This window comes from Labilithrix luteola (genome assembly GCF_001263205.1).
Classification (GTDB): Bacteria; Myxococcota_A; Polyangia; order Polyangiales; family Polyangiaceae; genus Labilithrix; species Labilithrix luteola.
The window spans coordinates 11,060,064-11,081,985 of sequence record NZ_CP012333.1; the positions used below are offsets into that span (position 1 = coordinate 11,060,064).

20 protein-coding genes are annotated in these 21,922 nt (G+C 66.3%); 14 read left to right on the forward strand and 6 right to left on the reverse strand.

Going from position 1 to position 21,922, the window contains the following annotated elements; genetic code table 11:
- Positions 1-576: 576 nt before the first annotated feature.
- Positions 577-1,233, reverse strand: a complete 657-nt coding sequence (locus tag AKJ09_RS47630) for a hypothetical protein (protein WP_146654509.1) — start codon at positions 1,231-1,233, stop codon at positions 577-579.
- Positions 1,234-1,247: 14 nt separating this feature from the next.
- Between AKJ09_RS47630 and AKJ09_RS47635 the strand changes: the two genes are divergently transcribed.
- The 3 genes from AKJ09_RS47635 to AKJ09_RS47645 all read left to right on the forward strand — a co-directional run bounded on the left by AKJ09_RS47635 (position 1,248) and on the right by AKJ09_RS47645 (position 4,174).
- Positions 1,248-2,003 carry a hypothetical protein gene (locus AKJ09_RS47635; RefSeq protein WP_146654510.1) on the forward strand — a complete coding sequence of 252 codons (756 nt, stop codon included), beginning with the start codon at positions 1,248-1,250 and terminating at the stop codon, positions 2,001-2,003.
- Positions 2,004-2,257: 254 nt separating this feature from the next.
- Positions 2,258-2,848: a TetR/AcrR family transcriptional regulator gene (locus tag AKJ09_RS47640; RefSeq protein ID WP_146654511.1), complete on the forward strand. Its 591-nt coding sequence runs from the start codon at positions 2,258-2,260 to the stop codon at positions 2,846-2,848.
- Positions 2,849-2,881: 33 nt separating this feature from the next.
- Positions 2,882-4,174, forward strand: a complete 1,293-nt coding sequence (locus tag AKJ09_RS47645; protein WP_240488873.1) for a hypothetical protein — start codon at positions 2,882-2,884, stop codon at positions 4,172-4,174.
- Positions 4,175-4,282: 108 nt separating this feature from the next.
- Here AKJ09_RS47645 and AKJ09_RS47650 read toward each other — a convergent pair whose 3' ends face one another.
- From AKJ09_RS47650 to AKJ09_RS47660, 3 genes are read right to left on the reverse strand one after another with little or no spacing between them, the layout of a single operon-like run.
- Entirely contained in the window at positions 4,283-5,731 is a 1,449-nt protein-coding gene (locus AKJ09_RS47650; protein WP_146654512.1) for a DUF1552 domain-containing protein, read from the reverse strand.
- Entirely contained in the window at positions 5,728-7,368 is a 1,641-nt protein-coding gene (locus AKJ09_RS47655) for a DUF1588 domain-containing protein (RefSeq protein ID WP_146654513.1), read from the reverse strand. The genes AKJ09_RS47650 and AKJ09_RS47655 overlap by 4 nt, the downstream gene beginning before the upstream one ends.
- Positions 7,369-7,417: 49 nt before the next feature.
- Positions 7,418-8,278, reverse strand: coding sequence for a Kelch repeat-containing protein (locus AKJ09_RS47660; RefSeq protein ID WP_146654514.1), 861 nt, complete (start codon positions 8,276-8,278; stop codon positions 7,418-7,420).
- Between the two features lie 492 nt (positions 8,279-8,770).
- On the opposite strand from AKJ09_RS47660, the gene AKJ09_RS47665 reads away from it, so the two are divergent.
- The 5 genes from AKJ09_RS47665 (at position 8,771) to AKJ09_RS47685 (ending at position 13,935) form a co-directional block, all read left to right on the forward strand.
- Entirely contained in the window at positions 8,771-9,310 is a 540-nt protein-coding gene (locus AKJ09_RS47665; RefSeq protein WP_146654515.1) for an RNA polymerase sigma factor, read from the forward strand.
- On the forward strand, positions 9,307-10,428 hold the full coding sequence (locus AKJ09_RS47670; protein ID WP_146654516.1) for a FecR domain-containing protein: 1,122 nt from the start codon (positions 9,307-9,309) through the stop codon (positions 10,426-10,428). Before AKJ09_RS47665 ends, AKJ09_RS47670 begins: the two co-directional genes overlap by 4 nt.
- A gap of 18 nt (positions 10,429-10,446) precedes the next feature.
- A complete protein-coding gene (locus AKJ09_RS47675) occupies positions 10,447-11,445 on the forward strand; it encodes a hypothetical protein (RefSeq protein WP_146654517.1) in 999 nt (332 codons plus the stop codon).
- On the forward strand, positions 11,442-12,653 hold the full coding sequence (locus tag AKJ09_RS47680; protein ID WP_146654518.1) for an RCC1 domain-containing protein: 1,212 nt from the start codon (positions 11,442-11,444) through the stop codon (positions 12,651-12,653). Before AKJ09_RS47675 ends, AKJ09_RS47680 begins: the two co-directional genes overlap by 4 nt.
- Positions 12,654-12,741: 88 nt before the next feature.
- Complete coding sequence (locus AKJ09_RS47685) at positions 12,742-13,935, forward strand: WD40/YVTN/BNR-like repeat-containing protein (RefSeq protein ID WP_146654519.1); 1,194 nt, start codon at positions 12,742-12,744, stop codon at positions 13,933-13,935.
- A gap of 6 nt (positions 13,936-13,941) precedes the next feature.
- On the opposite strand, the gene AKJ09_RS47690 is transcribed toward AKJ09_RS47685, so the two are convergent.
- Positions 13,942-14,658, reverse strand: coding sequence for a glutamine amidotransferase (locus tag AKJ09_RS47690; RefSeq protein ID WP_420814295.1), 717 nt, complete (start codon positions 14,656-14,658; stop codon positions 13,942-13,944).
- A gap of 87 nt (positions 14,659-14,745) precedes the next feature.
- Complete coding sequence (locus tag AKJ09_RS47695) at positions 14,746-15,618, reverse strand: MerR family transcriptional regulator (protein ID WP_169928533.1); 873 nt, start codon at positions 15,616-15,618, stop codon at positions 14,746-14,748.
- 366 nt (positions 15,619-15,984) lie between these two features.
- Between AKJ09_RS47695 and AKJ09_RS47700 the strand changes: the two genes are divergently transcribed.
- The 6 genes from AKJ09_RS47700 to AKJ09_RS47725 all read left to right on the forward strand — a co-directional run bounded on the left by AKJ09_RS47700 (position 15,985) and on the right by AKJ09_RS47725 (position 21,870).
- Entirely contained in the window at positions 15,985-16,677 is a 693-nt protein-coding gene (locus tag AKJ09_RS47700) for a hypothetical protein (RefSeq protein ID WP_146654522.1), read from the forward strand.
- 94 nt (positions 16,678-16,771) lie between these two features.
- Entirely contained in the window at positions 16,772-18,370 is a 1,599-nt protein-coding gene (locus tag AKJ09_RS47705; RefSeq protein WP_240488874.1) for an HAD-IG family 5'-nucleotidase, read from the forward strand.
- A gap of 12 nt (positions 18,371-18,382) precedes the next feature.
- Positions 18,383-19,510, forward strand: a complete 1,128-nt coding sequence (gene truD / locus AKJ09_RS47710; RefSeq protein ID WP_146654523.1) for a tRNA pseudouridine(13) synthase TruD — start codon at positions 18,383-18,385, stop codon at positions 19,508-19,510.
- A gap of 66 nt (positions 19,511-19,576) precedes the next feature.
- A complete protein-coding gene (locus AKJ09_RS47715) occupies positions 19,577-20,326 on the forward strand; it encodes a MotA/TolQ/ExbB proton channel family protein (protein WP_146654524.1) in 750 nt (249 codons plus the stop codon).
- 32 nt (positions 20,327-20,358) lie between these two features.
- Positions 20,359-20,823: an ExbD/TolR family protein gene (locus AKJ09_RS47720; RefSeq protein WP_240488875.1), complete on the forward strand. Its 465-nt coding sequence runs from the start codon at positions 20,359-20,361 to the stop codon at positions 20,821-20,823.
- 135 nt (positions 20,824-20,958) lie between these two features.
- Entirely contained in the window at positions 20,959-21,870 is a 912-nt protein-coding gene (locus AKJ09_RS47725; protein ID WP_146654525.1) for an energy transducer TonB, read from the forward strand.
- The last annotated feature ends 52 nt before the right edge of the window (positions 21,871-21,922 follow it).

Consider the following 21,922-nt stretch of genomic DNA (forward strand, 5'->3'; position numbering starts at 1 on the left):
TCCGCACCGGAAGCTCCCGCCGGGTCTGCTCATGGCACTCGAAGGAGCAGGGAGCTCGCGCCGAGCCGCCGGAAAGCTCCCGAGCTCCCGAGAGCCCCAAGAGCTTCCGAGAGCTTCCGCGACTCGATGATGGGCTCCGCGTATTCGTGCTTTGGATTGCTGCCACGAATTGCTCTCCCATTCGCCATCGAGATTCAAACCAACGATTCGGGCCGAGCCTGCACGTCGGATACGCACGAGGGTCTGTTCTCAGGGCAATTCCGCAGTTCCCGCTCTCTCGGACAGGTATGCCGACGCCCCCGTCACCCCGCATTATACAACGTACATCAATTCACGATTCGGCCTCTCGTTCGACTTCTTCTCGCGTGGAAGCGCCGGTGGCACGCACTTCAAGTGCCACGAATGCCGTTCAGACCCTGGCGATGAGAAACGCGGACGGCAGACGACGATGAGTGAAGAACACTTATCGGGATAGCTCGATGGCTGGGTACTGATCGGGATAAGGCGAGACGACGCGCTCCACCCGTCGTCGGCGCTCGCCAACGTGAAGAAGATGCAGCCCCCGGCCGAGCTTCGCTACTTCTTCGAAGCGGACGGCTTGGCGCTCGGAGGGGCTCCCTCGTACGGATTGGGAGGGGGCGCCACCGTCTTCGACGACGGCACCGACGTCGTCGCGCGAGGCGAGGGCTTCGCTTTGACGGCAGGTGCCGCCGGCTCTGCACCGAGCTCGATGGCAACGGAGTCCGCCGGCGCGGCGGGCGCGACGAGCGGAACGTTCGCGAGCGCCGTCACGGCGGACGTCAGCGCGGGCGCCGGGGGAAAGCCAGGAGGCAGGCTCGATGTCGTGGTGCGGAGGGAAGGCGGATCGTCGGACGTGCCCGCGATGACGAGCGCCGCGGTGCCGAAGACCACGCAGACACCGAGCAGCACCATGCAGACCCGCAGCGCGAGACTGGGCTTCGAGGCAAGCTCCCCGACCGCGAGGCGGGTCGGCGCGCGCCGGCGCACGTCGAGCTCCTCGGGCGAGTAGACCTGATACGAGAGCGGCGGCGGACCGGCGGGCGTTGACTCGACGGGGTGAACGGCACCCCAAGGTCGCGACTCGTCGGCGGGGTGCCGCGAGGGGCGAGAAGCGTAGGTGACGGCGGCGCGAAGGCCTTGGGCGTCGACGGAGGGGGCGGCTCCTCGATGACGACGGACGGACCGATGACGACGGGGGAGGCGGGGCCGCAACGACGACGCGCTCCGTGTCCGTGTTCTCGAGCGTGCTCTTCGCGGCCGCTTGTGCGACAGCCGCTGCGCGCCGCGACTCGGTGACCGAAGGAAGCGTCGTCGAGGTCGTGCTCGTCTCGGCCGGACGAGGCGATGCGGGACCCCGCGTTGGTACGCGGGCTGGCGCGGCCGATGGCGACCGCGGCGACGGTGCTGGCGACGGTGAGAACACCGGCGGTGGGGAAATCTTCGTGAAGGCGTCGGTCTCGCCGGTATCCTCCGGCCCCGGCATGCGCCTCGGCACATTCAAGACGGTGGGCGTCGGCACCACGAGCTGTGCGGCAGCAGGCGCGGGCTTCGCGGGCGCGGGCTTCGCCGGGGCGGGTGCAGGCGCGGGCTTCGCGGCTGGCGCAAGCTTCGCGGCGGCCGCAGGCTTCGCGGCTGGCGCAGGCTTCGCGGCGATCGCGCCTGGCCCAGACTTCGCGGCGATCGCGGCTGGCCCAGGCTTGGCTGCGACGACGGGAGCCGCCACCGGGGCCGCCGGAGCAGCGGGCACGGGAGCGGCAGGAGCCGCGGAAGCCCCCGGCTTGGGGATCCGAGGGGGAGCGCCGGTCAGCCTCGGCCTCGGAGGAATCGTCGGACTCGCGTTCTCGGCCGGTTTCGTGCCGGTCGAGCCGAGGGGCGGCGCCGCGGGCGCCTTGGTTCCATCCGACTTGCCAGTGTTGCCAGACATCGAGACTCGAACGCGTGGTGAGCAGGAATCGCACCATGCTCGATTCCAGGTTTACTGAAGCGTACCTGTCCCATCGTAACCCGATGCGGGCGGTAGGCGATCCAACGGAGATCTGAGTCGAAGAAGGTTGTCGCCGGAGGGCCTGACTGCAAAGAGGAAAACAGTCGCGTGGGGCCCGTCGCGGCGCGAAACGGATCGCCGACGATCCAGGTCGAAGGCGCATGCTTTGACCACCCAAAGTCGCCTAGAGTGAGGGTGGCCGTGGGCTTTTTCCGAAATCCGACCCGCGGTTGAACGGTCAGGTCAGGGTTCGTGGACAAAGCCGAACGACGCCAGCAGATTCTTCTCAACGCACGCGACGTCTTCGCCAAGCGTGGCTACCACGCGGCAAAAATCGACGACATCGTAGCCGCTGCTGGGGTGGCTCGTGGCACCTTCTACCTCTACTTCGAAGACAAGCGCGCGATCTTCGAAGAGATCGTCGACCGAACGTTCACTCGGATTGGTATGGCTGTGCTTCGGGTCGAAACGGAGGACCCTTCACGGAGCGTCGCGGCCCAGATCAAGGAGAACATCCGGCGAATCGTGGGGGCGCTCATCGAAGATCCGGCAACCACGAAGATCCTCCTCTCGGACGCGGTTGGCCTCGACCCCGCGTTCGATCGCAAGCTCCTCTCCTTCTACGAGGAGATCGGCAAGCTCCTCGAGGCGTCGCTCATCGACGGTCAGTCCATGGGCATCGTTGCGCAGGGCGACGCGCACATGTTCGCCATCATGACGCTCGGCGCGCTCAAGGAGATCATGTACCACGTGGTCATGCGCGGCCTCGAGTACCCTCAGGAGCGCATCGTCGAAGAGATCTTCTCGTTCCTCAGCGCCGGCTATCTGCGCATCCAGCCCTAGACTCGCCTGGCGACGGGGCGATGGGATGGAATCGTGAGCCGGTTCGGGCGTGGCACGGCCTCTGACACGCGCGGCGCTCATGGCGTGCCGGCGTGGGTCACTCGTTCGGGAGGCATGATGATCGAATCGAGAACTCGTGTTTGGTCGAGCGTGACTGCGTGCACCTTCGCGCTCCTCACCTACCTCGCAGGTTGTTCGGACGATAGCTCGAGCGGCGCATCGGGCAGTGGAGACAGCCGTACGTCTTCGAACGGCGGCGGTGCGAGCGGCTCGGGCGGCGCGAGCGGGGGCTCCGGTTCGACCTCCGGCTCGGGCACCGTGCCCGTCCCCGACACACTGAAGAATCCGACCGATGGCCCGCCTGCCGGGAATCCGAATCCCGAATCAACCTGCAGTGTGCCGACCGAAGCGGGGCTGGCCGATGTCTCGAGTCCCCGCACCGTCGTTGGAACGGGCACCCCAGAGAGCTGCACGAGCAAAGCGTTCGTCGACGCCGTCGCCAAGGGCGGGGTCATCACGTTCTCCTGCGGCCCCAATCCGGTGACCATCACGCTCGACGACACGGCGAAGATCGTCAACAGCACGGGGCCGGAGATCGTCATCGATGGCGGGGGTCTCGTCACGCTGAGCGGAGGCAGTACGCGCCGCATCCTCTACATGAACACGTGCGACGAAGCACAGGGCTGGACGACATCGCATTGCGATAACCAGGATCACCCGCGGCTCACCGTGCAAAACCTCACGTTCGTCGACGGCCATTCGAAGAACGAGACGGAGTACGACGGCGGCGGCGCGATCTGGGTGAGAGGTGGCCGCTTCCGGGTCGTCAACTCACGCTTCTTCCACAATGCGTGCGCGGATACCGGCCCGGACGTCGGAGGCGGAGCCATTCGCGTGTTCAGCCAATACGACAATCTGCCGGTGTACGTGGTCAATTCCACGTTCGGCGGCAAGGACGGCTACGGCAACACCGGCTCGGGCGGCGGCGGTATCAGCAGCATCGGAGTATCCTGGACCATCATCAACAGCCTCTTTTCCTACAATCACGCCGTGGGCCACGAGACCGACGGCGGCGGTAGCGGAGGCGCCATCTACAACGATGGGAACAAGATGACGCTGTCCATCTGCGGTACACGTATCGAGCACAACGAGGCAAACGCCTTCGGCAGCGCCATCTTCTTCGTGAGCAATGACCATACCGGCGACGTCAAAATCGACCGTTCGAACATCACGAACAACATCGGCGGCTCCTGGTACCCGACCTATCCGCAGATCTCGAATCACGACGACACGCCCATCGCCGTGACGAACTCGACCATCCAGTAACGCGGCAGACGAGCGCAAACGAGAGCAGACCAGCACGACGAAAGGCGGCCGCCATCGAGCGAGCCGCCTTCGCCGTATTTCGAGGACGTGCCTCGTCCGCCCTCGCGCTTACCGAAGGTTCGAGAGTGGCCCTTTGCAAACGGCTGGATTGCCGAACGAGGTGATGTTCACGCCCATCGCATTGGCGAGGGAGACGTAGAGGTCGTTGTGAGCCGTCCCCTTCGCATATTGGAGAAAACGGCCGGTACGGAAATAGCCATTGGCGCTCCCGGCGAGAATCCAGGGAAGGTCGTCCGTCTCGTGGTAGCCATTGGCAATCTGCCCGCAATAGACGACCACCGTCGAGTCGAGCAGCGTGCCGCCGTCGCCGCGCGGGACGGCTTTCAGATACGAGAGCAGGTCTGCGAACATGTTGGCCTGCGCAATGTCGAGTTGCTTGATGAGCTCCTGCGCTGCTGGCACGCTCCAGAGGGCGCCGTATCCGCCATATTGGTCTTTCCCCGAGCACTTGTGCGCGAGGTCGTGCGTATCGGTATGCGATAGGCCATTCCCGTAATCGGCGGCCTGATAGCCGAAGACGTGATCGATGCTTCCGTAGCCGGGCAAGTGGAGGACCTGGACGCGCGTGAGGTCGCACGCCAGCGCCGCGACCGCGAGGCGTGCTTGCACGTCCCATCCGAGCTTCACCCATGCCCCGCGCTCCGTCTGGGAGGCATTGCTGACGGGAGAATGGTCGAACGTCGTGACGTCGGCTTGCAGAGCGGCGTTCGGCGGCTGGCAGGCAGCGCTCACGCCGAGCTGCATCTGCGCGCGGAGATCGCGAATCGTCTGCGCGTGCTGCTCGAGCTTCAGCTTGTCGGCCTTCGAGAGGCGCGCCTTGATGTTGCCGTATTCGCCGAGTGCGAGGTCGAGCGACGCCTGCTGTCGCGCAATTCTGGCCGCAATGGCCGCTTTCTCCGCGTCCGACTGCTGGCCAAGATCCGTTGGGAACTTCCCGAGCACGCCCTTGGCGTCGTAGAGGCGGTCGTTGACCTGCCCTGCAGCGATGTACGAAGCTCCCCCCTCCCCATCGGGCGCATTCGTAAAATCGAGATCCCACGACGGATATCGAGTGACCGGCGCAGGCGCATTGATGGCTTTCGCGATCGTCTGATCGATCGATGGTCCGCCCGCGAGCGAGCTCGTCAAGCGAGAGGCGGCCGTGAGCGCGTGCGTTCCACCTCGGATGTGTGCGTTGTCCGCGTCGGTCGGGTCCGCACCTTGACTCGCCATCGAGATGCCGCGCGTGAGGACGAGATCGTTCTTGAAGGGTCGCAGCGCGTCGTGGATGGGGCCGAGCTCGAACGAAGTCTCGGTCGGCGCGGGGTTTCCCACCGTCGCGATCGGGTTGTAGAACTCGCGAACGGTTCCCATGTTGTAAACGAAGACGATGCGCGTCGGGAACGTGGGGTCCGCGGCGCGAGCCTTCTTCGCGAAGAGGCTCGGCAGCATGGCGCTCGTGGCGCCGGCGGCTGCGAGCTGCAGGAGGAGGCGTCGCGAGAGTCCGTGGATCTTCATGGGGTCACCGTCCTGAATCGAAACGCCGAGCTCTTCACGATCGAGAGCAGAAGGTTGCGAAACGCGGGTGTCGGCCCGAGGTCCGCTTGCAGCGGCTTCACGAGATCCTCGGTTGCCGCCGAGGCATCGATCCCGAGCGCGTACTGCATCCAGTTCCTGGTGATGCAGAACGAGGAGCGCTGGCTGTTGGCGATCTTCACACTGAGCTCGCCCACGCCGACGAACGCGCCATCGGCGTCGCCCGTGCCGATGAGCATGCCCGTCGCGTCGACAGGCTTGCCGCCCTCGCTATCACGCCATTTGCCGACGGCATCGAAGTGCTCGAACCCGAAGCCCACGCCGTCGATCAGCTTGTGGCAGCCGGCGCAGCTGCCTTGCTCGTGGTGCGCCTGGAACCGCTCGCGCGTCGTGGTGGTCTCGACGTTCGTCGCGGCGGGCGGTGTGTTCTTGACGTCGGGTGGCGGCGGTGGCGGCGGTGAACACAGGAGCCGGTCGAGAACGAAGACACCGCGAAGGACCGGCGACTCCATCGTCTCGTGTCCGAAGGCCGAGAGCAGGCCCACCTGCGTGAGCAGCCCGGACCGCTGCGAAGAAGGCACGGTCGTCATCGTCAATGCGGAGCCGCCCCCGGCGTTCAAACCGTAATAGGGCGCGAGCAGATCGTTGACGAACGCATGGCTGTCGGTGAAGAGCGCCGCGAAGTTCCCCTCTTCCCAGAAGACGTGATCGGTAAAGCGAACCGTCGCTTCGCGCATCGTCGCCGCGGTCGTGTCGGACCACGTCGGGAAGAGCGTGGTGTCCTTCTTGATTTTCTCGAGCAGGTTGAAGCGCAGCCACTGGTACTGCATGTGAGCGACCGACTCGTGGGCGCGGGGATCGTCGAGGATGCGCCGCGCCTGGGCATCGAGCTCGTCGGGGTCGAGAATCCGATCGTCGTCACCGACCGCGCGGAGCGTGGCGTCGGGAATGCTCGCCCAGAAGAGCGTGGCCAGGCGCGTGGCGAGCTCGTTGCCGGTGAGTCGCGCGACGTTGGGATTGTCCTCGACCGGTGTTCCCTCTTCGATCTGATAGAGAAACGCGGGCGCTTGAAGGATGCCTTCGATGACCGCGCCAATGGATGTCGGAACATCGTTCGCGGCGCGAAGCGATTGCCAGGCCGTGCCGAGCCGCGCTCGCTCGTCGTCCTGAAGGGGATGACGGTAGGCACGTGACGAGAGATCCGTCAGGTAAGTGGTCGCACACGCGTCGTCGACGGCGCTTGCGGAGCACGGCAAGACCGCTGCGAGCTTCGCCACGACCGCATTGGCGATGGCCTGGCCGTTCGCCTGATAAGCCTGAATCAGCGTCGCAGTCGGCGCCTGCGCGACCGCGTTGTTGTCGTAAACGACCGACGTTGGCGCCGATGGCAAGGTCAGCGCCGGAATCGTGATGCCCGGAAACAGGTCGCGAACGCTGTTCGTATACGCCAAGCTCGTGACCCGCACCACTTGCGGCGTGACGACAATCTGACCATTCACCGTGGGTGCACGGGTGGACCCAGGACCAGAGCTCCCGCTGGAGCCATCGTCCCCGCCGCCGATGATGCCGGTACACGCCGCGGCGAAGAGCGGAAGGACGAGGATGGGAACCGATCGCATGCCCCTCAGAGGCGTGCCGGCTCGAAATCGGCTCAACGATCGAGCAGGACTAAGGCGTCACGACGCCGTATTCGTAGGTTCGCCATTCGGGGAGCGACGTCGCCTCCTGCCAAAGGTCCAGGGTTCCATCGCTCTTCGTCTTCGTGAAATAGACGCTGGAGAGCGCCTTTCCGTCGGCGTCGCCCAATCCTCCGAGAACGTAGATGAATCCGTCGTGGGCAAGGGCTCGGTATTGATACCGAGGCACGGGGAATGGCTCGACCTGCTGCCAGGCTCCGAGAGCCCCGTCAGTCCCCACGTCGGCGACGTAGACGAGATTGGAACCAGAGGATGTGTCGCTCGACGTTCCGACCAGATACAGGCGCTGGCCGACGGTCACGACCTGGGGGATCGCGTTGGATGCCCCAACCGGTGTCGCGGCGATCGCTTTCCACGCCTCGAGCGTGCCGTTCGCGCCGATTTTCGCGGTCATGGCGCGTGTGCCGGGACCGAACCAGAAGGCGTGGTCACCGACGATGGCCTGGGAGCCATACCAGGTGAGGGTGCCGCTCGTGAGCCCGTCTTGAGGCACCCATGCCCCGATCCGTGACGATTGGATCGTCGCGATGTTCACGGCGTCGGTCGAGGGCGAGAAGACATAAAGACGTTGATTGGTTCGACACGCCACGCTGTCGAAGACTCCGAAACTCAACGTGGGCAGCGTTTGGAACGACGTCGTCCCCGCATCCGCGAGCACACGAACCGAGAATGCAGTGGTGCTCCGCTCGACACCGTTCACCCCGGCTCCCCCGAGGACGTACAGCGAATCACCAAGCGCGGTCACGACATGACGTTTGCGAGGTTCGGGGAGGTCCGTCGTGCCAACCCATGCGCCGAGGGATCCGTCGTCGTTGATCTTGGTGATGAGCACGCGTGAGGTGGCTTCGCCCTGCGGTTCCGTGGGCCCTCCGACGGCGAGCAGGAAAGAGAGCCCCCATCCGAAGGCGCTGGCGCATCTCCATCGCTATCCGCATCGACATCGCCCGTACCGCCCTCGGTGTGCGCCTCGCCGGAGCCGGCCTCCGAGGGCGTAGAAAGAGGGGAGTCTGTCCCGGTGCTCAGCCCGTCGGTCGACGTCAGCAGCGTGCAGCCCCCTCCCACCGCCAAGGACAAAGCCAGCGCCAGCGCCAGCGCCCCGAGCGGCCACGTACCGCAAAAATGCATCGATCGTCGCCCTTCTCGACTGCAGACGCAGTCGCCCACCGTTTGTCCGAGGCTGGCGCGAGACCAAATCGGCTCAAGAAAAATCTCGATTGCCACGAATTCGGCCGAACGGGTGATAGGACAGAATGAGCGGTCATTTCCTCCGATCGAATTTTTCTGACCCGGCGGGCCCCGATGAGGGCCTCTCCCTCCCAGAATCGTGACGCACGCGCTGGAGCAGATGGTCGTGGAAGACGACGCCCTCGTGAGAGAGGCGCTCGCCGGCAATGACCGTGCATTCTCCACGCTTTACCGACGGCATGCGCGGTATGTGGCAGGCATCGTCTACCGACTTCTGGGGAGCGACGCCGATCTCGACGACATCGTCCAAGAGGCGTTCCTCGACGCCTCGCGCGCACTCGACACGCTGAACGACGCGGCCGACTTCCGGCCGTGGATGGCACGCATCGTCGTCCGGCGCGTCTACAAGAGGCTCGGCCGCCGGCGCCGCTTCCGCTGGCTCCTCGGCGCCGTGAGCGACGTGGCTCCCCGAGTCTCCAACCCTGCCGATCGTGAGGTGGTGACGGCACTTTACCGCGTGCTCGAGTCGCTCTCGCCGAGCCTCCGCATACCGTGGACGCTTCACGTGGTCGAAGGTCAGACACTTCCCGAAGTCGCAACGACGTGCGAGACGTCTCTCGCCACCGTGAAACGGCGAATCGCGGAAGCGTCGACCCTGATCGAACGGAGAATGGCATGAACCGGCACGACGTTTCGAAGCGCGTGCGCGACGCCGCTTCTACGATCGACGTTCCGTGGGACGACGTGCGTGAGCAGCGCGTGCTCAACGGCGTCTTGGCGCGCCGGCGGGAGGAAGCCGCCGAGCCGGCTCGAACCGGGCGCGAGGGTGCGCGCGGGCGGCTCGTGGTCCTCGCATCCGCAACCGCGCTTCTGACGGCTGCGGCGGCCGCCGTCGTGTTCTTCTTCGTTGCGCATCGTCCTCGCGTCGACGATGCCCGGACGGTTGCATCTGCATCTGCATCTGCATCTGCGTCTGGCAGCGCCGAGTCGAAGATGGCCCTCGCCGATGGTTCGGAGGCCGTTCTCCATCCGGACGCCGCAATCGTCGTCGAAGAGCAAGAGCCACGACGGGTCCGAATCGCTCAGCAGCGCGGGCGCGTGCGCTATTCGGTCAAGCCGAATCCCGCGCGCGAATTCTCGGTCAAGGCCGGAGACGCGACGGTCCGCGTGCGCGGCACGATCTTCACCGTCGTCCTTTCGGACGACGCCCTCGAGGTCTCGGTCGAACGCGGCCGAATCGAAGTCGAGCGAGACGGAGCGCGCCGGGATGTGAGCGCGGGAGAATCCGTCCGATTGTCCTCGCCCCGAACGCCGGACGCGCCTGCGAACGCCGATGGAGCTCACACGCCTGGTGGGCACGATGCGCCAACCTCCAGCGCGGCGCCGCCGGCCGAACCGCAGGCACGACCGCGCCAGGCCTCTGTTCTTTTGGGCGCCGCGGATCTGCTCGCCCAGGCCGACACGGCGCGCGCGGCGCAGAAGCCGGCGGAAGCCGCGAGCGCTCTCGAGGCTTTCGTGACCGCCTACCCGCACGACACACGCGTGCCAAGCGCGCTCTTCAGTCTCGGCCGCGTGGAACGCTCCCGCGGGCGGGAAGCCCAAGCGGCGCGGGCCTTCGAGCGATGTTTGCAGGCCGCACCGCGCGGGCCGCTCGCCGAAGATGCCCTCGCCGAGGCCGCAACGTCGTATGCGACCGCGGGAATGACCGAGCGCGCGACGACCCAGGCACGCGCATACCTCGACCGCTATCCTACGGGCAGTCGAATCGCACAAATGAAGGCCATCCTCAATCCGTGAAGTGTCCCTGAAGCGTCCGTGAAACGTCTCTCTCGACTCTGTCTCGTCACAGCCATCGTTGCCTTCACGGCCCCGGCGAGCGCAGGCTCGCGGTTTCTCGATCTCTCGACGGCCGAGGGCTGCTCCGGCCTACGCCTCGAAGAGGTCGAACGAGTGCTGCGCCTCGAGCTCGCCGCCGCGGCCAGCACCTGGTCGACCGATCCGATCGGGGTCGAGCTGCAATGCGAAGACGAGCACGTTCGCGTCGCCGCCACCGATCCTCTCACCAAGAAGCGACTGACACGTGAGGTCGATCTCTCGGCGGCACGCACGGATCGCGAACGCACCTTGGCGCTCGTCGTCTCGCAGCTCTTTCTGACGTCGTGGTCCGAGCTCCTCCTGCCGCCGCCCGAGCCTGTCGTCGCGCAAGCGATGGGCGCGCATGTCGACACCTCCGCCGGCGACGGCGCCAAGGAGAGTGCGCGCACGGCGCTCGCGGTACCGTCGTTCGCGATCGGTCTCGATGTCGTGGGAGGGCCGAGGGTTCGCGCCCTCTCGGACTCCGCGCTCGTCGGGGGAAGCGGCGCCATTCGACCGACGTTGGTCTTCGCCTTCGCGAAGCGCCTGCGCTGGTTCGTCGAGGTCGGCTTCGAAGGCGGCGGAACGCAGCGGGCGAGCGGAGACGTCAACTACACGCTTCCTTCGGCGTCGGCAGGACTCGCCTATCGCCTGCCGCTCTCTTCGGCCATCGCCCTCGAGGTGGGCGCCTTTGGCGGCGCGGGCGTGCTCGACATCACGGGGAGCGCACGCGGTGGAGGCATCGGACAGTCGGCGTCTGGCGTCGTCGCCGAGGTCGGAGGACGGATCGGTCCGATCGTGCGCGTGCTCGGCGCGCGCGTGGGCCTCGAGCTGGCAGCCGGAGCCATGCTTCCACGTGCTGTTGGCCGCGTCGAATCGGGAGAGGACGTCGTGCTCAGCGGCGCGTGGCTCGGAGCGAACCTCGTCGTGGGGTTCGGCGCCGAAGGAGGCGGCCGATGAGAAGACACCTGGGCACCGTCGTCGTCTTGGTCGGCCTCACCGCATGCGGGGTCGACGGCGTCGTTCTCCGCGATGGGCCGGATGGCAGCGTCACGCCGACGACCGACGGTGGCGGGTCCGTTCTCGCCGATGGTGGCGCGAGCGGGCCTTTCGCCATTCAGGCTTCCCAGGACTACTCGTGCGCGCTCGTCGCCGGGCGCGCGTACTGTTGGGGCCGGAACGACACCGGCGCTCTAGGCACCGGCGACACGATCGTCCGCCTCGCTCCGTCGAGCGTCGCGTCGGGCGTCATCTTCGAGGCCCTCGCGCTCGGCGCAAACCACACGTGCGGGCTCGAACGTGACACGGGGCACGTGCTCTGTTGGGGCAACGGCATGCACGGTCAGCTCGGCCAAGGACGGACGGTGAACGAGCTCACTCCGGTTCCCGTGAACCTGCCGGGTCGCGTGAAGGTGGTCACCGCGGGCTACGACCACACGTGCGCGATCATCGAGCCCGGCGCGCTCTATTGCTGGGGAAGCAATGCCGAGGGTCAGCTCGGGCAGAACGACGACATCGATGCCCCCGACGCGCTCTCTCCGATCCGCGTGGGCACCGACAACGACTGGATCGCCGTCTCCGGCGGTCAGGGGCATACCTGCGGGATCCGCACGGCCGGCACGTATTGCTGGGGCCGAAACGCGCACGACGAGCTCGGAGTGGGCACTGGCCAGCCCGCTCAGATCCGTGTTCCCAGCCTCGTGGCCGGCGATTACGTGACGGTCGAGGGCGGCCAGGACAGCGCGATCGCGATCGGCCGTGACGGGACGGTGCACGAGTGGGGAGACGACGACACCCACCTCTGGAGCGGCTCGGCCCGCCTCTCGACGCCCGGTCAGACGCCGGGGCTCGCCTCTGCACGCGAGGTGAGCACCGACACGTTCTCGAGCTGCGCGCTCACGAACGGCGGTCACGTCTCGTGCTGGGGCCGCAACATCGAGGGCCAGCTCGGGCTCGGCGACATCGACGACCACACGTTTCCGACAGAAATGCCGTCGCAAGGCATCCCCTTCAGCCACGTCAGCGTCGGGCGCTTCCACACGTGCGTGATGACCGAGGACGGGCGATTCGGTTGCGTCGGCAAGAACGACATGGGCCAGCTCGGCACGGGGGATACGGACCGCCGAAATACCGTCACGCTGATGACGATCTCCATCAGCTTTCATTGAGCGAGGCCCGAGCCACACACGCCAATCGAAAGAAGCTGAGCCGATCCGAGCGACACGGGCCTCTGACAGGGCACGGAGGCCCGTACCCATGCGCGATGCCCGCTCGCTATCGATCGTCGCTCTCTTCTCGCTCGTCGCCGCGACGGCGCACTGCTCCGATGCCAGTGAGGCCCCCGCAACTGTGGATCCCGAGAGGACGACGGGCGACGCGATCGACGGCGGGGGTGCGGGCCAAACGCCAGGCTCGCCGGGCAGTAGCGGAGAGGGCGGAGCACCGTCGACGCCCGGGCCGTCCAACAAGGCCGATCTCTTCGTCGCCGTCGGACACATGGGTCGCTCGGTGGTCTCCTGCGACGACGGTCTCACGTGGATCCACGATCGTTCGGACAACGACAACGCCCGCTGCTGGGTGGACGGCGACCCGAACTACGTGGAGTGCGACCACACGGCTTCGAGCTCGCCCAACGGAGGCATCACCTACGGTGACGGCTATTTCTATGCGTCGTATGGCTGGGGCCACGACGGCAGCATCCGGCGTTCGACCGACGGGTTCACGTGGGAAACCGTGAAGAGTGACGGCTGGGGTGGAGGTGTCGCCTATGCCAAGCAGAACGTCTTCGTGCTCTGGGAGGGCGATTGGGCGAGGTCCACGGATCACGGCACCACGTGGCAACCGGTGACGTACGGCGGGATGTGGGATCTCGATCACGCGTTCCCTCGCGCCGTCGGAGATCGCCTCTTCGCGGTTGGTCGCGCGGGCGGCGCAGTGAAAGGCCTTCTCAGCACCGATGGCGGCGCGACGTGGGCGACGGCAAGCGGGCTTGGACAAGACACCGCCAAGTCCATCGCCGAGGGCAACGGCGTCCTCGTTGGCATCGGCGACCAAGGCGTCGCGTCACGCTCGACCGACGGAGGAAAGATCTGGGCGTCGAAGACCGTCGTGAGCGACGGCTCGTGGACGACGAACCTCCTCTTCGACGGCACCTCGTTCGTGGCCTTCGCGGGCAACGTTCGATGGACGAGCCCTGACGGCGTCGCGTGGTCGCGGTCGGCCCCGATCGCCACGCTGCCGTCCGGGTGGACCGCCGCGGTCGGCTTCAATCCGAAGACGAAGACGTACGTGGCGATCCTGAACGAGTGGGCGAATTACTACGAAGACCAGAAGGCCTATCGGAGCTCCGATGGACTCACCTGGACCACGCTCGACGCCGGCCATTTCAAGGGCGGGCATCCCCTCTTCAACATCGTCGTGGGTCAGGTCGACCCGGCCGTCTGCCCGTGAGCGAACTCAGAGCGTGACGAGCGGACGCGCCACGACGTGGCGAACGAAGTTGCGAAGCAACGAGGCGCTACCGGGGGCGTCCACGGCGCGCGCGAGCATGCTCGTCGAGTCGCCACCTTCGGCGTGGATGAGATGGGCGCGCGCCGAGATGTAGCCGCGCATCACTTCGCCATCGAACTCGGGATGGAACTGCACGCACTTGATGTGCGAGCCGATGCTGTACGCGGAGTTCTCTTCGAGAGCGGTCGACGCCAGCCGGCGCGCGTTCGGCGGCAGCTGGATCACCGAGTCGACGTGGGTGTGGTTCGCGTGGAAGCGCTCGCCCACGTGCTCCAGGATGGGATCGCGCGGATCGTGGTGATGAACCTGCACCTCGACGGTGCCGATCTCGCGCCCCCGCGGATTCTTGGCGACCGCTCCGCCGAGCGCTTGAGCCACGATCTGGTGACCGAAGCAGATGCCGAAGAGTGGCGTCTTGGCGTCGGCGATGTCTCGAATGAGCGCTTCGGTCCGAAGCATCCACGGCGCGCGCTCCGTCACGCTGCTCGACGAGCCGGTGATGATGAAGGCCGAGGCCTCACCGGCGTGCGGCAGAGGGTGATCGGTGCGCACGTCGTGCTCGTGCCACTCGCCCGACCACGCGTCTCCGACCTCACGACGTATCCAGGAGAAGAATTCACCACGTCGGGCCGCAACCTCGGGCGCGGCGTTGCCAGTGCGCAGAACGATGAGCCTCACCTTGGCAGGTCTACCACTCGCGGACGGCCCCTTCGAGCTCACGCATGACAATTTGTCCCGGACTTCCGAAGCTCAACGGGCTGCCGAGGATCGACGCTTGGGCTTCTTCTCCTCCGCGCCCGCGTTCGGCTCCCGCGCATTCCGCGCACGTTTCGGGCTCGGGCTCGAGGTCGCAGCTACAGCCTCGGCGGCGGCGGCTCGCCCCTCCGTCGCGGTCGGCCTAGGCACGACTGCCACGACTGCCACGGACGCCGCGCCGGAGTGAGGCGCCACGGCGCGCACCAGCTTCGTCGTGAAATGCTCGTGGAGAGCACGACGGAACGCGATCATGATCGGCTCGAAAAGCACGGTTCCGAGCACGGCAAGTTCGAGCGAACCCTCCTTGTCGGAGAGCAGCATCGTGCGGGTGCTCTCGTTCTGCTCGATCTCGACGCGCGCGAGCGGCGTGAGCATCTCGAGGTAGAGCGCAAGCTCTTCGAACGTGAACGAGAACCCGAAGCGACGGATGCTGGCGAGCGCGCGAGCCGCCGTCTCACGCGAGCCCGCTTCGTCGCGCACCGAGAGGCGCGCCTTGCGAAACAGCTCGGCGACGTCGCGACGTGCCTGGTGGAGGATGGCATCGACGCCCGGCGCATCCGTCGCCACGGCCAGAGCGTCGATCGCCGGCGCAATCGCGTCGACCGCATCGGCACGTGGTGCCGTCACGGCCTCGAACGCGCGCCGCATGGCGTCGATCGAAATGTCGGCGTCGCGCATCGCGCGAATGACCGCGAGCCTCCGGACGTGGCTCTCGTCGTAGTACGCGCGGTGCGGCCGTGAGGCGTCGCCAGGAGGAAGAAGCCCTTCACGCAGATAGAACTTGATGCTCGCGACGGACACGGAGGTCGCTTCGGCGAGCTCCTGGATGCCGAAAAACGCGGGACTCGACGATTTCGACCGACGCACGGGAACAAAACGATAGCCGAGGTATCCGATAGCAATACTATCTGTTTGTCACCAGCGAGGTCGGGGATGGAAAGTGCGTTCGGACGTTGGCAGTCGCGCTGGCGTTGGTGGTGGCGGCTTCGTGGCCTGAGTCCCAGCGAGCGTTGGGTCTCAGGAGCCGTCGCGGTGACCTTGGTTCTCTGCGCCGTTGGCTATCTCGCGAACAAGTGGGACGTCGCACGACGAAAACGAGCGCTTCGTGAGTACGTGCGCGAGGAGGCGAGCGTCTTGCCACCACGCCCTATCGCACTCGTGCGATCGATGGACGATGTCGTCCTCGAGGCCGCCCGAACGCCTTGAACCGGCGACTTCACCGCCCCGGAGCTGGTGACATCCGCCGCACGCCTCGAGCTCCTCGGACGAACGGCGCTCTTCGTACGCGCCGCGTTACCGGACGTCTCGCGACTCGACGCCATCGGCGCCGCTGTTCGTCGCTCGGAGAAGGACGCCTTCGTCCTTTGTCTGCGCAAGCCCCCCGCGAGCAGCGCTCCCGAGGACATCCGCGAAGCGGCCACGCGTTACTGGATGGGAGGCGCCCTCTTCGAGGACGCCACCCACGACGTTTTGCCTCTCCACCTCGTCCACAAGGGACTGCGTCCGCTCTCGCGCGCGTTCGCCGAAGAGCTCAACGAGGCCGACGACCACCTGTTCGTGCGGAGGCTCGAGGAAGAGTACGAGCTCCGCATGCCCTCGTCACTCGCGATGGGGCGAACAGCCGCCAGTGTCGACCTGCTCATCGCCGTGGTCGACGAGCTCCCGGAAGGCATGCCCGAGCCCGAGATAGGCAAGAGCCTCACGGCCACGCGGCGTCCGGCGATTCTCCCGCTCATCGAGGATGCTCCGCACTTCGTCAGGGCCGTGGTCTGGAGCGCCTCGACGCGGAGCGTCGTTCTCCGGACCCGAACGATGGTGGACGCCCGCGCCATCGGGGGAGCGAACACGGCCATGATCGCCCCGCACGTGCAGGGCTGCCAGGCTGCGATGGCTCTCCGCACGGTCCCGTTGGCGCCAGCCCCCTGAGCCGGGACTCCTTGGCTCGCCCGGGCCCGCGGGAGCTGCCCCCCTCACGCGTTAGTTGCGGGAACACACCCGGCCGTGAAAGACTTTTGTTTCCGTGTCGGCCGCACCCCGTAGCGAACCGCCTCCCCATACGAAGCAACTCCCTCTCCCGCTCGACGACTTCGGATCGCGCGAACGCGGGCCGGGGATCGCCCGGCAAGACCGCGTCTTCTGCAACCGCAATCTGAAGATGAGCGGGATCAGCTGGGTGGGCTTCGACATGGATTACACGCTGGCGATCTACGATCAGCCAGCGATGGACGACCTGTCGATCCGCGCGACCATCGCGAAGCTCATCGCGCGCGGCTACCCGGAGTTCATCAAGACCGTCCCGGTGTCGACCCAGTTCCCGGTTCGCGGGCTACTGATCGACAAGCGCTTCGGCCACGTGCTCAAGATGGACCGCTACAAGCACGTCCACAAGGGCTACCACGGCTTCCGTGAGCTCACGAAAGAGGAGCTCCGCGCGCTCTACCACGCGAAGAAGATCCGGCCGGCGACGCCGCGCTACCACTGGATCGACACGCTCTACGCACTCTCCGAGGTGGCCACCTACGCCGCCCTCGTCGACGCGATGGAGAAGAAGGGTTACGCGGTCGACTACTCGCGGCTCTTCACCGACATCCGCGAGTGCATCGACGAAGCGCATCGTGACGGCACGATCCTCGACGAAGTGGCGGCGAACCTTCCGCACTTCGTGCATCGCGATCCGAATCTCGCGCCCACGCTTCACAAGCTGCGTTCGTCCGGAAAGAAGCTCTTTCTCCTGACGAACTCGCGCTGGGCGTACACCGAGAAGATGATGACGTACCTGCTCGGCGGGGCCATGGCGGAGTACCCGACGTGGCGAAACTTCTTCGACGTCGTCATCGTCGCGGCCACCAAGCCGATCTTCTTCACCGAGCGACGCCCGCTTCTCGAGCGTGACGGCGAGACGCTGCGTCCGGTCACCTTGCCGCTCGAACGCGGGAAGATCTACGAGGGCGGCAACCTCCAGGAGCTCGAACGCGCGCTCGGCGTCACGGGCGACGAGATCCTCTACGTCGGCGATCACATCTACGGCGACATCCTTCGCTCCAAGAAGGACAGCGCGTGGCGTACGGCGATGATCATGCAGGAGCTCGAGACGGAGATCGCCGCCTACGAGTCCTGCAAAGAAGACTTCGCCACCATCGAGTCGCTCGACGATCAACGCGAGCACCTCGAAGACGACCTCCGCTACTACCAGGCACGCATCAAAGAGCTCACGCGCCAGATCGAGCACCGGACCGGCGAGAGACTCGAAAAGAGCGACCGCCAGAGCGCGCGCGACCTCGCCGCCATGCTGAACGCCGCGGACAAGAGCGGCCTCAGCGGAAGCGTCGCCGAGCTGGAAGCCGACCGCATGCGGTTCAAGCGAGCCGTCGAACGCATTCGTGGCAAGCTCCGCCAGATCGAGGCGGAAGTGAGCGCGCTCGACCGACGCATCGACCTTCGCTTCCATCCCTACTGGGGCTCGCTCCTCAAAGAAGGCAGCGAGCAGTCGAGCTTCGGCAAACAGGTCGACGACTATGCGTGCCTCTACACGTCGCGGGTCTCGAACTTCCTCGCGTACTCACCCCAGCAGTCGTTCCGCAGTCCCCGAGACGTGATGGCCCACGAGATCGGGATGTAGTACGGAGCGGGCATGCGCCCGCGCGGCCTCATCAAGAGCAGCCCCGACGATTTCGTCGTCGACGAGATCCCCGCCTACGAGCCCTCGGGCTCCGGCGAGCACTTGTATGTACACTTCAAGAAACGCGGACTGAACACCGACGACGCGGTGCGTGCGATCGCCCGTGCGCTCTCGGTCGACCTCCGTGAGGTCGGCGTCGCCGGACTGAAGGACAAGTTCGCCGTCACCACGCAGTGGATCAGCCTCCTCACGCGCGACGCCGACGCCGAGGTCCGCGCCAAGAGCCTGGAGCTCGAGGGAATCCAAATCCTCGAAGCGAGGCGGCACGGCAACAAGCTGAAGACGGGACATTTACGGGGCAATCGCTTCCAGATCGTCGTGCGCGACCTGCCCCTCACCGCCGAGGGAGACATTCGTGCGGCGTTCGAACGCATCGCGAAGGAGGGCGTGCCGAACGCCTTCGGAACGCAGCGCTTCGGTCGCGAGGGAGACAACGTCGAGAAAGCTCGAGCGTGGCTCACGGGCAAGGCGCGCGCTCCCGGCAACCCTCGCCTACGGCGCTTCCATTTCTCCGCCTTGCAGTCCGCCATCTTCAACGCCGTCCTCGACGCTCGCGTTGCCGATGGAACGTGGAACGTTCCGCAGGCGGGGGACCTCCTCCGCAAGGAGGATACGGGCGGGCTCTTCCTCTGTACGGACGTTCAGATCGACCGTGAACGAGCGTCGCGGGGCGAGGTGTGTCCGACCGGACCCATTCTGGGCGATCGAATGCGGCAACCCGAGGGTGACGTGCGGGCGCTCGAAGAGCGGATCTCGGCCCCGTTCATCGAGGGTGTGGACCTCCATCGAGCGCGGTCGCTCGGCGAAGGCACGAGGCGTGCTCTTCGGCTTGCTGTCGACGAGCTTGGTGTCGACGCTGTTTCAATCGCTGAAGTGATGGACCCTGCAACGAAAGCTCGTGGGGAACAACCGTACGCATGCCGCGTTTCGTTTGTGCTACCCAAGGGTGCCTACGCCACCACGGTCCTGGCCAATGTTTTCGATCCGCTCGACGTCTTCGAAATCCAAGAGGCGAATTCCTCGAAGGATTCGTCAGCGACGACGGAACCCAGTGACGGCAGTGACTCGAATGACGAATGACGTGAGTGGCCGCAACGGAAGCGCAGTCGAAGCAGAGATCGACCACACGCTCAGGGAAAAAGACGAATGATCGAGCGAGTCAAGTCCGCGATGGTGGGGTTGGGGGCCAGCTGGGTCCTCATCTTGATGTTGGTCCTCAGTGTCGTGTCGCTCGCCATCATGCTGGAGCGATTGTGGCTGTACATGTCCCTCCGCGACGACGTGCCGAACCTGATGCGCGAGCTCGGTCGGCTGCTTCGCGCAGGTGACCTCGACGGTGCACGCCGCAGGCTCGAAGCTTCGCCCAGCGCGGAGGCCGCGGTCGTCATGGCCGGCATCGTCGAAGCGCCCCAGGGTGCCGATGCGGCCGAAGAGGCCATGGCCGGTGCAAGCGCGCTCCAGCGCGTGAAGCTCGAACGCCGCCTCGCCTTCCTTGGAACGCTCGGCAACAACGCTCCGTTCCTCGGTCTCCTCGGCACCGTCATCGGTATCGTCGGCGCGTTCGACGAGCTCGGTAAGCAGAAGAACGCGACGATGCAGGCAGCCTCCTCCGCCATCGCGCCGGAGGCGGTCATGTCGAACATCGCCGAGGCGCTCGTCGCCACCGCCGTCGGCCTCCTTGTCGCCATCCCGGCCGTCGCCGCGTTCAACGCGTTCCAGCGCGTGGTCCGCACCACGCTCGCCAACACGGACGCCCTCAGCCACGTGCTCCTCGCGCACCTCAAGGCGACGGGCGAGCCGAGCGCGGAAGCCGACGAGGCCGTCGAGGCCGCGGCTTCCCGTCCGAGCCCGAGCAAGCGTTCGAAGGGCGCGTCGAAAGACGCCGACGACAACTGACGATAGCGTCACCGAGCACGTAGGAGAAAGCCGTGGCAGGAGGCGCTCAGGAATCCGAGGACGCGATCGTCGGGATCAACGTGACCCCGCTGGTCGACATCATGCTCGTTCTTCTCATCATCTTCATGGTTACCGCGAAGATGATCGTTTCGAAGTCCGTCCCGCTCGAGCTGCCCAAGGCGGCCAGCGGATCCGACGTGCAGACCGTCTTCAGCATCGTTCTCGCGGCCGACGGCACCACGCAGGTCGACAGCAAGAACGTCCAGAACGACGATGCCGTGTTCCCGCTCGCGAAGAGCGCCGAGGAAAAGAACAAGGAGCTCCGCGCCGTCATCAAGGCGGACACCGCGGTTCCTCACGGGCGCGTGATCCACGTCCTCGACCTGCTCAAGCAGGCGGGCGTTCAGAAGATCGCGTTCGGCGTCTCGCCGATCACCGGGGCGGCTCCGGCTGCTGCTCCGGGTGGCGGCGCACCCGCGCCCGCACCGTCAAAGTGACGCGTCCAGAGACGACCCGTTCGGCGCGTTGACGCGGGACGGGTCTCGGCGCGGCCCCTCGGGTCGCGTGATCGGGCACACGCCCCGACCGGTTTCGAAAACGAATTTCTTCTTCACCAAGGCGATGCAGGCGAGATGGGTGCACTGAACGGAGCGAACGCGGGGGGAGCGCGATCGGTCGTCGTCCAGACGCGCAACGACACAGATCCGTTTGCCGGAGTTCTCGACCTCGGCTCACGCATGTCGGTCGCCGTCACCATCGCCCTCGCCATCACGCTGCACGCTGGCGTCGCCGGCGCAGCGGGCGCAGCGATGTTGCTCGAGGACATGTTCGCGTGGGCGCGCATGGTCCGCTCGGCGGTCAGCGCGAACCTCGCCCAGACCTACGAGATCGAAATCGCCAAGCCCGAAGAGCCCCCGCCTCCTCCGCCCCCCGAGCCGGAGCCGGAGCCGGTGAAGGAGCAGCCGCAAGAGGCGCCGCCGCCTCCTGTCGCGAAGCAGGAAAAGCAGGAGGCGCCGACTCCCCCTCCCCCGCCCGCCGCGGCCGAAGCCGCCAAGGTCCTCACGCAGGAGCCTGCGAAGGACGAGCCCGTCGACCTGACGGGCAACACCTTCGTCACCGGCTCGGGGAGCACCTACGCGGGTGGCACCACGCAAGCGGGAGGCACGAGCAAGACCGCGGTGTACAACGCGGCGGCGGCGGCCACCGGCGTGCCCGGCAGTACCGGTACGGCGCCCGCCCCGCCCCGTCCTTCCGTCGATCGCTCGCGCGGCGCAGGCCTTCTCGGTAGCGACCGCTGGGATGACTGCCCGTTCCCCGGCGAAGCCGACTCCGAGCAGATCGACCAGGCTTATGTCATCATCCAGGTGAAGGTGAAGGCGGACGGCACGGCTGAGACCGTCACCATCGTCCAGGATCCCGGCCACGGCTTCGGTCGCGAGGCCCGCAAATGCGCCATGCGCAAGCGCTACAACACTGCGCTCGACGTCGAAGGCAACGCCGTCGGCGGCATGACCAAGCCGTTCCGCATCAAGTTCGAACGATAGGCCCACGAGCGTCGGCTCGGTCGATTGCTTCGGGCGGGAATTCGCCGTAAGC

Bases quoted from the DNA above. Each gene is read 5' to 3' on its own strand.
- AKJ09_RS47650 (WP_146654512.1), bottom strand. From the start codon at position 5,731: ATGAAGATCCACGGACTCTCGCGACGCCTCCTCCTGCAGCTCGCAGCC.
- AKJ09_RS47655 (WP_146654513.1), bottom strand. From the start codon at position 7,368: ATGCGATCGGTTCCCATCCTCGTCCTTCCGCTCTTCGCCGCGGCGTGT.
- AKJ09_RS47670 (WP_146654516.1), top strand. From the start codon at position 9,307: ATGAACCGGCACGACGTTTCGAAGCGCGTGCGCGACGCCGCTTCTACG.
- AKJ09_RS47680 (WP_146654518.1), top strand. From the start codon at position 11,442: ATGAGAAGACACCTGGGCACCGTCGTCGTCTTGGTCGGCCTCACCGCA.
- AKJ09_RS47685 (WP_146654519.1), top strand. From the start codon at position 12,742: ATGCGCGATGCCCGCTCGCTATCGATCGTCGCTCTCTTCTCGCTCGTC.
- truD (WP_146654523.1), top strand. From the start codon at position 18,383: ATGCGCCCGCGCGGCCTCATCAAGAGCAGCCCCGACGATTTCGTCGTC.
- AKJ09_RS47715 (WP_146654524.1), top strand. From the start codon at position 19,577: ATGATCGAGCGAGTCAAGTCCGCGATGGTGGGGTTGGGGGCCAGCTGG.
- AKJ09_RS47725 (WP_146654525.1), top strand. From the start codon at position 20,959: ATGGGTGCACTGAACGGAGCGAACGCGGGGGGAGCGCGATCGGTCGTC.